Below are 15,047 nucleotides of genomic sequence, written 5' to 3'. Positions count from 1 at the left end.
GTCGGCCTGAACTGAGATTCTGGTGAAGCATCATGCGTGAACGCGCTTTTTTAATCAGATGGTCGCAGGCCCTTTTTCTTGTGTGTTCGGGCCTCATGAATCCGCTTTTCGCTAACGAGGTGCGACTCAATCTCGATAGCGAAAAGATATCAAATCAGGAGTGGCGGCCCGACCGAATAGACGTTCTTATCGATGAATCCGGAAAGCTTACCGCAGAGGATGTGCTCTCGAAGCGCGAAGGCTGGCAGAAGCAGGCGAATCCCTATGTTCCAGGATTCTCGAAGAGCGTCTACTGGGTTCGACTCGATCTGACAAACGCCGGCAAGCGTCGTCGGTTCTTTGTCGAGAATCCGGTCGCCTATGTCGATCGAATCGACGTTTACGTCATCCGCTCGGGGCGAGTTACGGAGCATCAGTATGATGGCGACATCCTGCCCGTTCTCGACGGAGCGGCACTACCGCATCATCCGCGGCCGGCCTTTTCATTTCGCTTGCAGGAGGGCGAGTCGGTCGTTCTGCTCATGCGCTTCGCCTCGGAGTCCGCACACTTCATTGAACCCATCATACGCAGCCGCGAGAGAATGGCCGAAGTTACGCGAACGTTTCGCGACTTTCAGGTAACGTATTTCGCCTTTCTCGTCCTCATGCTTGTACTGAACCTGGCGGCCGCCATCCGAACCCGCGAAGCGGACTTTGCCTTCTACTCGTTCTACCTCGTTGTGACCGCTCTCTATCAGTTCGTGTATACCGGGCTATTCAGGCAGCATCTGTCCCCGCAGAGCGGCGAGTGGATGAATCAGTTGCTTGTTTTTGCCGGCCTCTTGAACTTTTCGGGGCTGACCGTCTTCTCCCTGCGGTTTCTGCGGCTTTCGCATAGCTCTCCGCTCTGGAGCAGGGTTATCCAGGCATTGCTTGGAGTCCTGACGCTGCAGATGATTCTTGTCTGGTTTATACCCGTTTCGATTTCAGATCCAATGACGCATCTGACTGTGTTGCCGCTTGTTCTTCTCTTTCCGGCAATCGCCATCTGGCAATGGTTAACACGGCGAAGTGACTTTCGTTTTTTTGTGCTCGGATGGGCCGTACTTTTCTGCGCCATCCTCACGTTTAATCTATTCGCTTTCGGTATCTATATTGATCCCGTGCTTTCGCGTAATGCCATTCAGATCGGCACAGCCGTTGATATGATCGCCTTCAGTCTGGCTATCGTCGATCGCGTCTTCGCGCACAGATCCGATGAACCGAGTGGACTCGCACGGGATTCCCGGGGGAACGGCGAAGCAAAGAGCTCAGAATCGGAGCGACAGAGGAAGCGCCTGAATAACGTCAACACAGGCGAGAAGATGGAAGAGCTGCACCGGCTCATGGAAGATGAAAGATTGTACTGCGATGAAGATCTGAATCTTCAACGGCTTGCTCAGATGCTGGAACTGAGGCCCGATCAGGTATCAGAGATGATCAATAGAGAAACGGGGCTGAGAGTTAACGATTACGTTAACGGCTACCGTATCCGCCATGTTCTGCGGCTGTGGGAGGAGCAACCTGATAGTGGCCTGCTTGCATCGGCGTTTGACGCAGGGTTTAATTCGAAGTCCGTTTTTTATGAGGCCTTTCGCAAATATTCGGGAATGAACCCCGGTGAGTTCAGACGAAAAAAGTGAACTTTCTGTATGAATGTATCGCCTGAGGTATGGATTCATGATTCAGGTCGACTTCTCCCCCGCTTGTGGTAGAGTGTTTGCTTTCTGATCGTGAATGCTCCAGATATTGCCAGATAATGGGAGAAACATTTATGAAAGTACGCTACTTGATTGTGGCGACTCTGGTCTCAGCGGCGGCGCCACTGGCCGCACGGGACGGAAAATCGTTTAACATCAGCCTGCAACATGTATCGGGTGAGTCGTCAACGGCAGGGAACGCCCTCGGAATGGAAGCGGCGCGCGACATCAACGACATGGCCTATGGTGGCCTTGTCTTTCAATCGGTAACGGCCAATCCGCGCTACTCAGGCCCAGGCATTTCGCTCGGTCTTTCCAATGAGGCCTTTAACTGGGGTTGGAAGTTCTATCTCGACTTCGCCGATCTCTCCGCTTCGAAAAGCGAGATCGTCTCTCAGGATTATTCGAGCTTTTCGTACGGCGGCAGCTCGACGGCGATCACCTCAGGCAACATCCTCTCTTTTTCGTCGAATAAACTCCAGAAGGCGAGTCTTGGTTATACGGCCGACATCTATGCCTTTCGAAGCGGTGGAGTGGCCTTGCAGAAACTGGGAATTCGTCTGGGCGGACGGCTGCGTTCCGATGATCTCAAGCTCTCTGACAGCCTTGTGATGCAGAGTATGACGGTTGTCGCCAATCCCGGCGGGACGATCACCATACCACTCGGGCTTAGCTTTCCGAACGATCACAGGCTGAACTATCAGGAGCATGCTCTTGAGCTGCTGGGCGGACTCAGCTATAAATACGGAGTTACGACGAATACGACGCTTGACGTAGCTGCAACGGGCGTCTATGGAAAGGGTATGGGCAAATACAAGCATGACGCCATGTCGCTGGCTACCATCATCCCCACTGCACCGGCGATGCCCAGCAAGACGACTTTCAAAGGCGACACGAAGCTGACTCGCAGCGGTTTTCTTGCCGAGGTAGGATTCTCGCATGCGTTCAGCGATAAAATGGGACTGCGTCTTTCTTATGGCTTCTCGCAGATTCAGTCGAAGGTCGATGAATCGACCGTTAAGAATCCGAATGTAATGCCGCTTATGGCCATGGTGACGGGCGACTTCCTGCCGTATATCATGGACACATCTAATCCGCTTGGCGCGAATCCGGCCAGCACCGATCGCGAACAGCGCATCGGCCTTGAGCTGAAGGTCGGACTTTGAGATTCCAGGAACAGCTTTCGTTCGCTGACATATAGGGCTTCCGCATAAAAGCCAGAAAGAGAAGCCACAAGTGCTTGCGCGAAGCAGGATGAGCCGACGGCCGTCCTGCTTTTTTTTATTCGCGAGACGAGAGGTCTCTGATTACGATCAGAAACTTGCGTTGTTTCGACACAATCAACAGGTCCGAAATCATGATTCCGGTCGACGTTCGGCGTCGGGGCATGGTATAAAGAGCGCCAGAAAAATGTTGACAGGAGCTCAGACGATCATGCGGAAAATAATTGTTTGCACATTACTTGTGTTCGTATCACTTTTTGCCTCTTGCAGCACCATGCTTGAAAAGGCGGCGGTGAACAACGACGTCGAGATGGCGAAGCAGGCCCTTGCGAAGGGCGAGAAGATCGAAGACCAGAAATTTGTCGGCTTAACGGCGGCGCGCTGGGGAAGCATTGCCTTTCTCGAGTTTCTTCTGCAGCAGAAATACGATCTCAAATATAAAGACGAAAAAGGCCGCACGCTTCTGCATGCTGCCGTCAGTCCGCCTGAGATGGTCGGCTCTGATGATAAGATCAGGAAGCTTTACGAAGATCGGCTGAACGCGGCGCTCTTCCTGATCAAAAACGGCGTTGACGTCAATGCCGTCGATAACGACGGGATCACTCCGCTTCTACAGGCTGTCGGCGGCGACTTCATCGAGCTCGATCGTAAGCTGAAGAAGCAGTCTGAGAAAATCGCAGAGAAGAGAAAGGAGGTCGAGTTCGGCCGATCTGCCGGCGACGCCGCCGAACTGGCGAAGATGGTCCAGGAATACGAGAAGGAAAGCGATAAGGGGATGGAGAACATCCGCAAATTGAATGCTCTACAGCTGCCCTTTGACCGCATGGCAACGGCATTACTGAATGCAGGCGCAAACACAAAGGCAGTGGAATCTCTGAATCAGAATACGGCCCTTCATTTGGCCGTTCTCCGGCAGTCCGAGGCGACGGTTAAGGCCCTTACCGGAAAAGGCGCAAGTACCAATGCGCAGAATAGTTTCGGCAATACGCCGCTCCATCTCGCTCGCAGTCAGCGGCCTGTATATGATCTTTTGATTCAGGCAAAGGCCGATCCGCGCATCCTCAACAAAGATATGCTCACCGCTTATGATATGGCCGACTGGAGAATCGACGTATGGGCCGCCGCCGGTAAGGGCGATACGGCTGCAATCGAGGAGTATATCAAGCTCGGCGGTTCCGTAGACGCCTATGGGCGTTACATCAATATCTAGGGATGGACGCCGATGCATGTGGCCGCCTATCAGGGCCAGAAGGCCGTCGTAGATCTTCTCTTAAAAAACAAGGCCGACATCAATTCCCTGTTTCGCGGCAATCTTGGCGACGTTCCTTTCCCGATGAGTCTTGCGAATATCAATCCCTTTGCCGCGATGAAAAGCATGACTTCGGGCAAGACCCCCGTCAGCACGCCGGTTCTTCTCGCTCAAAAGAACGAGAAGAAGGAGCTTGTGGACTACATGACATCGAAAGGAGCCTTCGATGCCGTGCCGTTTGCCGAAACGACCGGCTACATGAAAAAATGGCAATCCCGGCGTATGTGGGGATACAAGATCGATTGATGTGGGAGCAGGCCGGCCTCAGCGTCGGCCGTTTCGACATTTCGAGGTTTGTTTGAGGCAGCGACAAAAATGAAAATGAAAAAGATTGGCGTATTGGTTCTGCTGGCTGTGATGATCGCCGCATGCTCGAAAGGGGGTAACGATGCGACGAAGTCCGAGTCTGTCATGTATGTCGATGCAGGTGCCGGTCTGAGAATGCGAAGCTCGGCCGATACGGGCGCTGCCGTCATTCTGACGATACCGAACGGCTCACAGGTGGCGGTGCTTGAGATAGCGGAGCCTCAGATCGAGATTAGCGGAAAGACGGGCCGGTGGACGAAGGTAAAGTATCAGGGAAAAGAAGGCTGGGTGTTCGGCGGATTCTTGAGTCAAGCAAAGCGCGGCAGAGATCTGGCGGGCAGCACTTTCGTGGAGACGGAGACGGCGGAGAGTTGTACGCCCCGCACCTTTGCAGCAACAACACTGATCTTTGAAGCCGGTTTCCGCGTGAAAGGTGTAAAGGATGTCGGCGATGCACACGGTAACTTTCGCAGTGAAGTCTCGGGTACGTACGACGTCAATGATAGCGAAGAGAGCGTGGTCGTCGCCTGGGTGCAGAAGGAAACACAGGAAGGCGATGTAGGTTACCCGATCGGCCCCAAGAAAACATCCCAGATGAATGAGAGTGAGACGTTTTCATTCTGCGAATGTGATGGCTTCGAGGCTTTATGCGGCCGGTACGCTCGCTATATTGGCCGCAAGCCTGTTGATGGCATTGATAAGTCGACTCTCATCGGTCGCAAGTTTGTATGCGATACGGACTCTAATGTATCCCTGACGTTTATCTCAGAGACGAAGGTCAGGATATCTTCGAATGAGTGCGAAGGCTACATGGAGACTCTCGGCGATTACAGTGTTGCCGGTAGTGCCATTCACCTCGGGCCGTCAACACAGGAGTCCAGGTTTAAGCTTTCGAAGGGCACGCTGATTCCGGAGCAGGAATTCATCTCCTGCGGCCAGTGCAGAAACTCGATTTTCCGGTAATATCTAATGCATGTCAGCGTGTTTATTGTGATTCAGAGGTTATTCATCTGGAGAATTTGTGATAGCGTCGATATAGATATTTCGTTCTTTTTATTGCAGCCTTTTCACGGGAGGATCGTATGCTGAAAAAAAGCGCTGGCTCTATTGTGTTATTCATTCTCTCTGCGACCTCGCTCTTCGCCGACGAGCAGCTCTGCATTGCCGGTGATGCCGTCAGGTTGCGCGCCGAGCCTTCGACGGACGCCCCGGTTTTACGAGAGTATTACTACGGGCATCGCATCTTTAAGGCGGAGCCCGTATCGGCGCCTCTTGTCATTGGCGGCAAAGAGGGCCGCTGGATGAAAATCGAGAATAAGGTCTGCGCGCTTAACTGTATCGATGAGTCGGGTTTTCTCTTCAGCGGCTTCTTGAGACCCTGTAGCGAAACCGAAGAAGACCTGCGCCGTAGAATGCTCGATACGTCAATTCCTCTTGAAAAGCGACTGGCCTTTCGCAGGTTAAGCATCTTGCTGTATGACGCCGATAACCCGGCTCCGTCGGTCTCGGCCCGGCTTCTGCCCGGAGGCAAAAGCGGAAGGCAGGGTTTCGACTCCATGACATGCTACATCGGCTGCCTGCCCACGACCTATAACTGGCAGGTGAAAGGCGGACGTCTTATTGTCGATGTCGAGACGACTGAGATGGACTATAACCCTCCCGTTGAAGGAGATGCTACGGCACAGAAATCGGTTCGATTTCGGTGTGAATACAAAGGCATCGAGTACAGGGATTACGGTCTGAGGCTTGTTCAGGCGAGGGCACATGATCCGCGGTGTGTGGCGATAGTCGATTGAGGTAGTGCGTTCGAAATGCTGATATTTTTCATTCTGGAGATTTGACTATGATACTGTTTTTGTTGGCCGCTGTCTGGCTCTCTTTGCCGCTCTTGCCCTGCGCGTTGCCGTTCAGGATAGGATCGCAGCCGATGTAATGAATCATCTAATGATACTTGCCGGCGTTGCCATGACTGTGCCCGTATCTGCGAGCATCGGGCAGGTCGGCGGAGTGCATCTGCTGGTCTGCACTCTCATGATTCCCGCCATCGACGCGATGTTGCAGGCTTTCAAACCGGAGCAGACGAAGATGAATCGTTGGTGGCTTCTTTTAAGCGCAGCTGCCGTGATCCTGCCAGTCATCGGCCTTACCCTGCTCGCAGCGTACGCAACAATAGCCAATCAGGACGATGTGAAGCAGATAGCCGTTGTGCTTCCGCCGCCTCTTATCGCGATCGGCTTCTTTTTCCTTTTTGTTCGCAGTTCTGAAGCTATGAGGCTGGGCGCCTTCCTGAGCGCGGTGGCAACGGTCATCATCGCCGACATTGCGTTGAAGCAAAGCAGTCCTTATGCAACGGGTTTTGCCCTGATCTTTGCCTCATTCGGTTTCGGCATTTCTCTGATCGAGCTTTTAGCGGTAAAAACGAAGCCGTCGCTGATCCGAAATCTGTTGCTGCATTTGCTCGTCATCGGCGGTCTTACGGCGGCGGATTTATACCGTGGAGAATGGATTCGCGGAGTAGGGTGGATCTCTGCCCTGATGCCTCCTGCCGGCGCCTTTCTTTTCGGTGTGGCGCTCTATCTGATCGTGTCTGTGCTTGCGGCTCGTGCCTGGTCCCATCGGCTTCAGCAGATATCGGCCGGAGCGGCGTTAGCCGTCGGTATTGCGCTGATTGCCGTCTCACTGTCGCAGCCGCGCAGCTTCTTTCGACCGTTCGAGCAGATCGCTCATGGCGTCCTGCTTTCGCACAACGCGAAGATTTCGGCCGTTCGAGATTACCGGCAGCCGGCAGAGGGGGCTAACCTTGTACCGGTTGCCAACGAGGCATGGCTGACCTTTGACGGCGTTCAGGAGATCAACGAAGAGTACGGTCATCGTAAATACTATCGTATTCTCTGTGACGCTGCAAGTCAGGCGCTCTGTCAGGGAAGCGAGAATGTGTTTGTTCCCGCTGATGTGGTCTACGAGGGCGAGGCTTCGGGCGGTCTGGTCTATTCCGAAGACCTTGAAGAGAAGCGAGTATGGCTTGTGAAATCCGCCGAAGAAGCGGAGCGGGCGCGAAACACCCGCGGCTTTCTGGAGCGACGCCTGGCCGATCCATCGAAGATCTCGAAAGAGACGATGCATCGAGATTTCTTCGTTCTCTGGTTCCAGCATCGTCCCGAAACGTCGCAGAAGCTTGAACTCATTCTTGATCTGATCACGTTTCATAGCGACCTGACCGATTCGCCGCGATATGCCGGAGTGCAGGCCGTTTACGCTGCTTACCGAGGGAAGCAGATCCTGAATGATGAGTTATCCGCTTTATTGCTCCCCGGAGCCAAATCCAACATTTCGCGAGCTGTTGAGGATTTTCCTTTCAGTGAATCAAGCTGGTCCGGCCTTGCTCAGAGTTTTAACCGCCAGCCGTTCGAAGTGAAGCGTGAGATTCTGCAGTCGGTCTTCAAAGAGGAGGGCGGCTATGATCCTGGCATTGAGGGCCGCGCATTTGGCTTCGCAAAACGATGCTCAACGTGTACGGGTCGTTCGTACACGGTTCTGACCCTTGACGGAAAACTGACAGAAGCGATCCTTCTCGAACGGAAGCCTGCAAGCGGCACTGAACCTGTCGAGCCCGATGCTCCGGTAAGCAATATCAAGGCCGTCGCCGAGTATGACTCCCTGTATTTTACGATAGAGATGCCTGACTCTGAACTGGTGCTGAAGCCGATGAGAATGCCCGATTATCTACTGCGAGGCGGACCGGCAATTTCTCAGCATGCCGTGACCGCTCCGACTGTGGCGGCAGAGATGCGCACCTATCTTGACGGCAAGAGCCTCAAAGAATACAAGCGTGATCTTATTAAGATCGCAATTCGTAACTTTCAAGGCGGTTATAATAAAGAAAAGGGCAAGATGGTCTACAAACTGGATATGATGCAGCCTCAGGGCTTCTGGATCGCCCATGCCGTCGTCAGTCGTCATCCATCGTTGACGCGTGAGTCCGATTGGAAAGGCGGATTCGTCGACCGGTCGTTCGGCGTATCGGACTACTTCTATGCATGCGAAGAGTTACCCGGTCCGATTTCCGTGGAGTGGTACAAGCCACAGGCGTCGGAGTTTCGCCTTGTGGCCTATAATACCTGCATGGGTAATGTGGACGAGGTTTGCTTCAGCGAGTACGGCAGTACGGTCTTTACTCTCTCGTTTCGGCCTGCCGATATGCTCGCCGATGACCCGGCCGTTCAGTTTGAAGTAGAAGGGATTCCGGGAAACTGTAGCTTCCTTGAGCGCTTAATGAATTGATTGAATATATACAGGTTGCGGCGGCGTCGGACTTCTGATGCTTAGCGTCAGAAGTCTGCTCTCAAAAAGGATCGACCCTGGAGGTTCTGAAATTCGGAGCCGAGGTCGAAGTGCTTTCGGTATCGGCAGAGAATGAAACGATCAACGGCATCACGGCGCCCTGGAAACAGGTGCGCTACGGCGATAAAGAAGGCTGGGTATTCGGCGGCTATTTGAGCGCGAGCAAGCCGGCTGCATCAAGGAGAAAACAATGACTGCCAGAAACGACCGGAATTCACGACTTCGATGGACATACTTCACAGGCGTCATGCTTCTGTTCTTTATATCCGTAGGATGTGGCCGGCCCGGTAATGCCGGGATGGTGGTCACTGCCGAAGGAGGCCTGAAGATGCGCGAGGCCCCCGATGCGAACGCCAGGGTGCTCGCCCTTGTTCCAAATCGTGCCCTGGTTGAGATGGTCGAGCAAACAGGCGACGAAACAGAGATTGCCGGCAAGAAGGGCCGCTGGACGAAGATTCGTTTTCTCGATGCAACGGGCTGGGCATTCGGCGGCTTTCTATCCGATGCTGTCTCAGAGGATCGAAAGATCGATCTGCATGAGGTCTTTCGGAACGGCGAGAGTATAACCTTCGTCTACGAAGATACGGGAACGATGAACGGCACCTGCACGGCCTATTCCTGGAAGCTGCATGCCGACGGAAGCGTCTCTGCGGAGAATCTACATTGCACCGGATTTGAATGCGGCTACAACATCTCAAACGGACGCTGGGCGATCGCCGATGACAGTCTGACCATCACGGCGACGGGCACGACTCCGCCCGATTGTTTCGGCTTTTCACAGGAACAGCTTGACTATCGCTTTGATTCCTTCCGAAAAAAAGACGTCCATATCGCGAATCACACGCATAAGTCGTTTGAGATTCTGGGGCCGGAGAAGGCGAAGTGAGGTCGGTGAGCACGTCTCTACAGGCTATCTTGATGCATCGAGCTGCAATAACTCTGCTTGCAGCGATCTCGCTTTTTCTACTGTCATGCCGAAGTTATCCAGAGCTGCCGAACAAAAGCCTGGCTCCCAGGCTCTATGTGATTGTCGATCAACTGGCGGTTCGCGGCTTTCCCGCTCCAGGCGCAGCCGTCATCACGCACCTGAAAGAGGGAAATGAGGTGAGGCCTACAGGCCGCCTTTCTGCAAACACAAACCGGATTGAGCTGCGCGGCCAGCCATTCGATGAACACTGGATAGAGGTGCAGCTTACAGACGGGCGATCTGGCTGGATCTTCGGGGGAGGTCTTGCGAGTAGTTATCCGCCGAGTGAGGACACATTCCCGGAGCATTTTGGGTTAAATCAGAACGGCAAGCTTGTTATTTACTCCGTGCGCAGGGAAGCGGCAATACAGACCGCGATCTCCATTCGATCGCCGTTTTTTCCGGATCTCTCTTCCTACGATGCTATGAGCGGCCTGGCCTTACTCAAGGACATGGATTTCAATGGCACCGGTCATCGCTCCATTCATTATGTGGATCGTAACGGAAAGGCGCGAATTCAATTTGAAGACAATACCTACCATCGCATTTCCAGCCAGATCGGTTATGAAAATATTTATATGCCCTTTCGCGAGGGATTTGCCTTCATCGGTTTGCGAGCGGATAGAGGGGCCCCGATGGACGCTTATCTTGCCGACAACGGAATGGTAAGTCGGTTTATAGATGCTGACGGTCGTACGTACCTGGAATTCAAAGGCGCGTGGCGTTCAGCTGGCTTTTACAATGGCGTGGCCGTGCTGGTAAAAAGCGCGGGAGTGGATAGTGACAGGCATATTCTTATCGTCCATCGCAACGGCAGGATTATCGATTTGCCCGGAGTCTGGCCGGCCTTTGACGACCACAGACAGCTGCATTTTCAGGAGGGCCTTTTTCCGATTCAATCCGGTACGAGAGGATGCGGTCGCTATGCTGCTGAGAGACGCGAGGGGATTCGCTACATCGACGCCGAAGGACGAGTTATGGTCCGGGCGCCCCGCGATGCGATTATCGGACGGCACTTTCACGAAAATTACGCCGTTATTACCGTTCCGGATGACACCCCCGGGGATCATATCAGGGAAAGGCACATCCTTCTGGAACGCTCTGGCGGGACAAGATCGGGCGATTTCTATTACCCTTCAGACGTCAGAGAAGGCCATTTTACGGCCTGCACGGAAGTGACCATTGAGCCCACACTGGGTTCATGGGTCTGCAAGTGGAATATGTATTCTCGATTTAGCGCTCATATGGAGAAGAAGGGCCGCGTGAATGATTACTCTGAAAAGCAGGGTTGTTCTCAGGATCTATATGAATGGTCTACCGGCGGGATGCAGCCGCTATACGGCTACAAGTCCTGCTCCACAGACAGAGTCGTAATCCCGGCTCAGTTCAGCTCTGCCGGACCTTTTATGAACGGTTATGCTCGAGTAAAGCTAAAGGAAGGCCAATGGGCTCTGATTGACATGACAGGCCGAATACGATGGCAACCTGAAAGGTAGTGGGATTGGAAATCTGATTCTGAGGAGTAGTTAACAGAATGAACGATACAACAGAGTCGCGTGATCGAGTAAAGGGATCCCTTTGCGCCTATCTTGCATTTCATAGCTTTCTCATTCTGCTGCCGCTGGCAGCTCTGTGGCACAGAGATCTACTTCTGCCGGAATTATTGCCAGTGATGGCCTTCTTCTCGCTTATGGGTCTGATATCCGGCCTGCTCTGTCTATTACGACGGATCAATCTATCGTCCGCTCTGAAGGCAGGATTGGTGAAATTCGGAAAGCACGCTTATGTGTTTCCGCTTCTTTTTCTGCTGGCCTTTGCCGCTTCTCTTTCCACCGGCGTGGGTTGGAAAGAACGCGATATGATGCTGCTCCTGTCTCGTGCGAGTATTATTATCCTGGGATTGTTTTTTCTTGCATCGTACGGTCGCTACGTTATCCGCAAACGAAGAGCCGCGGGCGAGGGCCTCGGTCTACTCTGGCGTTGGAACAACGGCGAGATCCCTGCCGTCATCTACTGTCTTCTTCTCGGATTGACGTTGCTGCATAACCTCGTCGCCTTTCCGCTAACGGCGCTGATCGTTCCGTTTCCGTTACTCTTTGCCGTCACAGCTTCAGCGCTGCTTTTCGAGGCCGGCAGGAATCTCAGATCCTTTAAGGATCGCGGTGGGAACGGCCTCACCTGGACCTACTTGATGATGGGCATGCTCTTATCTATTCCTATGCGTATTTCGCTGATCGAGCTGCAAGAGGCCTTCTCGGGAATACTGCCTCACCGCATCGTCGACGTGAGCACGCTGGGTATCAGGGCGTTCGATCTCATCAATCTCGTGCCGCTGCTCTTTCCGTTCGGCATCGTGCCAGGCTTTTTTTTCAAGCGTCAAGAACAAGAGCCGCCCCGCATCGCCGAAGCTACTGCGTTCGGATTGCTCCTGACGGCGCTGCTTTCTCTGTATCTGCCGGTATCTTATTATGCCTTTCCGTTTATCGCAACGGGAAGCCTGGTCGTCATTGTAAGCACCGTTAACCGTATGCGCATGGATATGTCCGCCGGAATTTCCCTTTCCGGGCAGTTTGGCGTCTTTATTGTGCTGATCGGAGCACTGTTCGCTCTTGTGATCTCCATTGCCGTCGATACGGCCCTGCCCGATGTCTGGATCCTTCTGAACGGCTACCTTTCCTACTGGCTGCTCTTTATGACGGCTATGCTGCTTTCTATACTCCAGGTTTTGCGGCAATCTACAGGGCAAACGTCCCATCTTAAAAAACTTCCCGTGGCAGTATGGTCGATATCGGTGCTGCTGTTCGTCGCATCGCTCTGGTCCGGCTGGAGTCACAGAACCCTGGAGTTGCAGGATGCCTTGATAGAGGGTCTTTCACTGAAAGATGTCGCCTCTGAATCCTCGTACGATCCGCTCAGGCGTTATACGTGGCCGCCATTAATGGGCGCGGATGACACGTCAAATTTTCGAACGCATCTGACCTTTGACACGGATGGTCGGACGGTGACGATCAAGCGCTGGAGTTTGCTTCGCGTCTCGAAGAGCAGCGAATGCCGCCCATCAGGTATTACTGGCGTCACGCTGCAGCTGCCATCGTCTGCGCTTTTCGGTCCGAGGTTTACGGTAGCTGGAAGCACATTGGACGGTTCGATGGATATTAAAACCATCGTTACGCTCTCTCGCCTGTTTTCCTCGCCCATTCTGAGTTATGACAGCGGTCAGGATCTTATGAACGGCGGTGCATACATTGGATTTAAGGATGGAGGCATGACATGGCTTCTGGAGGATGGCGGCGCCGCTTACGCCCTGACGAGGGATGGCCAGTTCAATATGGCTCCAGGCAGACAGGTTAGCGTTCATCTTCGCGATTGTTTACAGGTCGCAGATCGACTTGCTGAGAACCGGGTCTTTCATCCGGACACGATTGAAAGGCTTGAAAAGATCGATAAAAAGCTTGTTGTGCGCCCGGATGGTGCGGCTGTTTATGAAGAGATCGGCGGAAACAGAATCGTTCGAAAGCTGCCCGGCGGCATGATCCTGCAGGCCGCGTATCGAATCCAGACGGACCGATCCTGGTTTTTTTACAACGGCTGGATTTCTGAAGAGTCTTTGATTCCATATGACGAACTGATTGCGCAGATTCGCGAAAAGCGAGATGCTGATCCGTCCGCCATTTTCAACGATCCGCTTCACCGCTATTTCAATGCGTCAGGAAAGAACTATCTCGTTGATAACTACCTGAAAGCAAAGAATGCGTGCGAATCGGATCTCCGGTCCGGGCAAGCCTTGCCCTACGAACCAAGGCTTCGAATGCTTATCACCGATCCCGAAACGACGCCTCTCATCATGGAGAAGAAGCCTGACATGCAGATAACCGTCTCTCTCGGTGATGGAACGCTTCATACGGTCAGCCAGGGTCTGACGCTCCAGACGGGCGAAGGACTCAGAAGGTTGAACGCGGCGCTTGCCGATGACATCGAGAAATGGAAACCGATATTCGCCGCCTATCGAGGAGAGAGTGAGCTTTGGCCCGACTATCCGGTAATGCTTATGGAATATGAGCAGCGGTTGGACTGCATGGTGGAGTATGGTGAATCAGATGTATTCCGATCGCTTGTGATATCGAACAGTTTGCAGATTCACGGCATCCAGTATAAATCAAAGATGACAGGCATTGAAGAGAAGAATGGCGTCAAATACGCCATCGCCGATGCCGGCCTGCATCTGACACAATCCTATTATTCTGACGTTATCAGAACGATGGAAGTTGAATTCTGCAAGCAGTATGCGGAACGCATGGCAACGGAAGAAGAAGTGCGGCAATACTATGGAGAGGAAGCGTCCGTTCCCCGGCCCGGCTACATCGGCTATAGAACGATTTGCATCGCTCGATAGCACCTGCATCAAGGAGAAAACAAAATGAAATGGCCCTATAGACCCATCCTGCTGCTGACCCTTCTCATAACGACGGCATGCAAGCCTTCCGATCCGGAGCAGGCAAGACCGACGATTCCGGCCGAGCTGGCCTCGCTTAACGCCGATCAACTGAACGCGAAGGCGATGGAATTCCATAAGACGGGAAACTACGAAGAATCGGCCCGTCACTTTGAGTATGCCACGATTCGAGATTCGCAGTATTACAAGGGTTACTTCAATATGGCCTGCGCCTATTCCCTATTGAAGCAAGAAGGACCGGCCCTCAAGGCGTTGAACAGGGCCCTTGCTTTGAATCCTGCATGGGTGCAGGCGAATCTGAACGACGCCGATCTTGCCTGGCTGCGATCACAACCGGGCTTTGCCGAGATCGTCAGCGCTGGTGAAGGCTCGGTCGTGGGCAGTAAGATCTGCCGTCTTCCGCCCGGTCCGCACGATACAAAATACTACAGGATTCGACTCGATGAAGGCGGCAGGATAAGCGGCGAGGGCTCAATCAGCGGGGCGACAGGCATGCTTGAGTTTACGGACGGACAGTGGAGGGAACAGGGCGACTCCATCCAGCTTCAACTGCGATTCGAAGGAATGCGAAGCGAACCGGGTGATGGAGGTGCAAAGCAGGTGAAGACCTCTGAGAGCATCGAGTTAGCCGTGCCTGTCGCTCGTTTGAAGCAGGCCGGCGAATGTTACGAGGTGGAGTGAAGGCACAGGGCCTGCGCCGTCTCGTAACAGTTCTTGTTCCGGGGAAAGC

Annotated in this window: 11 protein-coding genes and 1 pseudogene; all 12 read left to right on the top strand. The window is 53.4% G+C overall.

The window, feature by feature from the left end; all coding sequences use genetic code 11:
* Positions 1-32: 32 nt before the first annotated feature.
* Positions 33-1,661: a 7TM diverse intracellular signaling domain-containing protein gene (locus tag LEPIL_RS04990; RefSeq protein WP_002770585.1), complete on the top strand. Its 1,629-nt coding sequence runs from the start codon at positions 33-35 to the stop codon at positions 1,659-1,661.
* A 131-nt stretch (positions 1,662-1,792) separates the two neighbouring features.
* A complete protein-coding gene (locus LEPIL_RS04985) occupies positions 1,793-2,884 on the top strand; it encodes a hypothetical protein (protein WP_002770583.1) in 1,092 nt (363 codons plus the stop codon).
* Between the two features lie 268 nt (positions 2,885-3,152).
* Entirely contained in the window at positions 3,153-4,151 is a 999-nt protein-coding gene (locus LEPIL_RS04980) for an ankyrin repeat domain-containing protein (RefSeq protein ID WP_002770581.1), read from the top strand.
* 12 nt (positions 4,152-4,163) lie between these two features.
* Complete coding sequence (locus LEPIL_RS04975) at positions 4,164-4,496, top strand: ankyrin repeat domain-containing protein (RefSeq protein WP_040918308.1); 333 nt, start codon at positions 4,164-4,166, stop codon at positions 4,494-4,496.
* 69 nt (positions 4,497-4,565) lie between these two features.
* The gene (locus LEPIL_RS04970) at positions 4,566-5,519 is read left to right on the top strand and encodes an SH3 domain-containing protein (protein WP_002770579.1); all 954 of its coding nucleotides are present in this window, start codon (positions 4,566-4,568) and stop codon (positions 5,517-5,519) included.
* Between the two features lie 119 nt (positions 5,520-5,638).
* Positions 5,639-6,352 (top strand): SH3 domain-containing protein, encoded by a 714-nt coding sequence (locus tag LEPIL_RS04965; RefSeq protein WP_002770577.1) that lies wholly within the window; start codon positions 5,639-5,641, stop codon positions 6,350-6,352.
* Between the two features lie 136 nt (positions 6,353-6,488).
* On the top strand, positions 6,489-8,837 hold the full coding sequence (locus tag LEPIL_RS04960; RefSeq protein WP_002770575.1) for a hypothetical protein: 2,349 nt from the start codon (positions 6,489-6,491) through the stop codon (positions 8,835-8,837).
* Between the two features lie 74 nt (positions 8,838-8,911).
* Positions 8,912-9,091: pseudogene (locus LEPIL_RS22825) on the top strand (SH3 domain-containing protein); the annotation flags it as partial.
* Positions 9,088-9,783, top strand: a complete 696-nt coding sequence (locus tag LEPIL_RS21655; RefSeq protein ID WP_002770573.1) for an SH3 domain-containing protein — start codon at positions 9,088-9,090, stop codon at positions 9,781-9,783. The pseudogene LEPIL_RS22825 and the gene LEPIL_RS21655, both read left to right, overlap by 4 nt.
* A gap of 32 nt (positions 9,784-9,815) precedes the next feature.
* On the top strand, positions 9,816-11,360 hold the full coding sequence (locus tag LEPIL_RS04950; protein WP_040918306.1) for a WG repeat-containing protein: 1,545 nt from the start codon (positions 9,816-9,818) through the stop codon (positions 11,358-11,360).
* Positions 11,361-11,398: 38 nt separating this feature from the next.
* Positions 11,399-14,257, top strand: coding sequence for a hypothetical protein (locus LEPIL_RS04945; RefSeq protein ID WP_002770569.1), 2,859 nt, complete (start codon positions 11,399-11,401; stop codon positions 14,255-14,257).
* A gap of 24 nt (positions 14,258-14,281) precedes the next feature.
* Positions 14,282-14,998: a TPR end-of-group domain-containing protein gene (locus LEPIL_RS04940; RefSeq protein WP_002770567.1), complete on the top strand. Its 717-nt coding sequence runs from the start codon at positions 14,282-14,284 to the stop codon at positions 14,996-14,998.
* Positions 14,999-15,047: the final 49 nt, after the last annotated feature.

The sequence above is a fragment of the Leptonema illini DSM 21528 genome (genome assembly GCF_000243335.1).
GTDB lineage: Bacteria > Spirochaetota > Leptospiria > Leptospirales > Leptonemataceae > Leptonema > Leptonema illini.
Note: the sequence above shows the minus strand (reverse complement) of the source record. Positions and strands in the feature narration are given on the sequence as shown.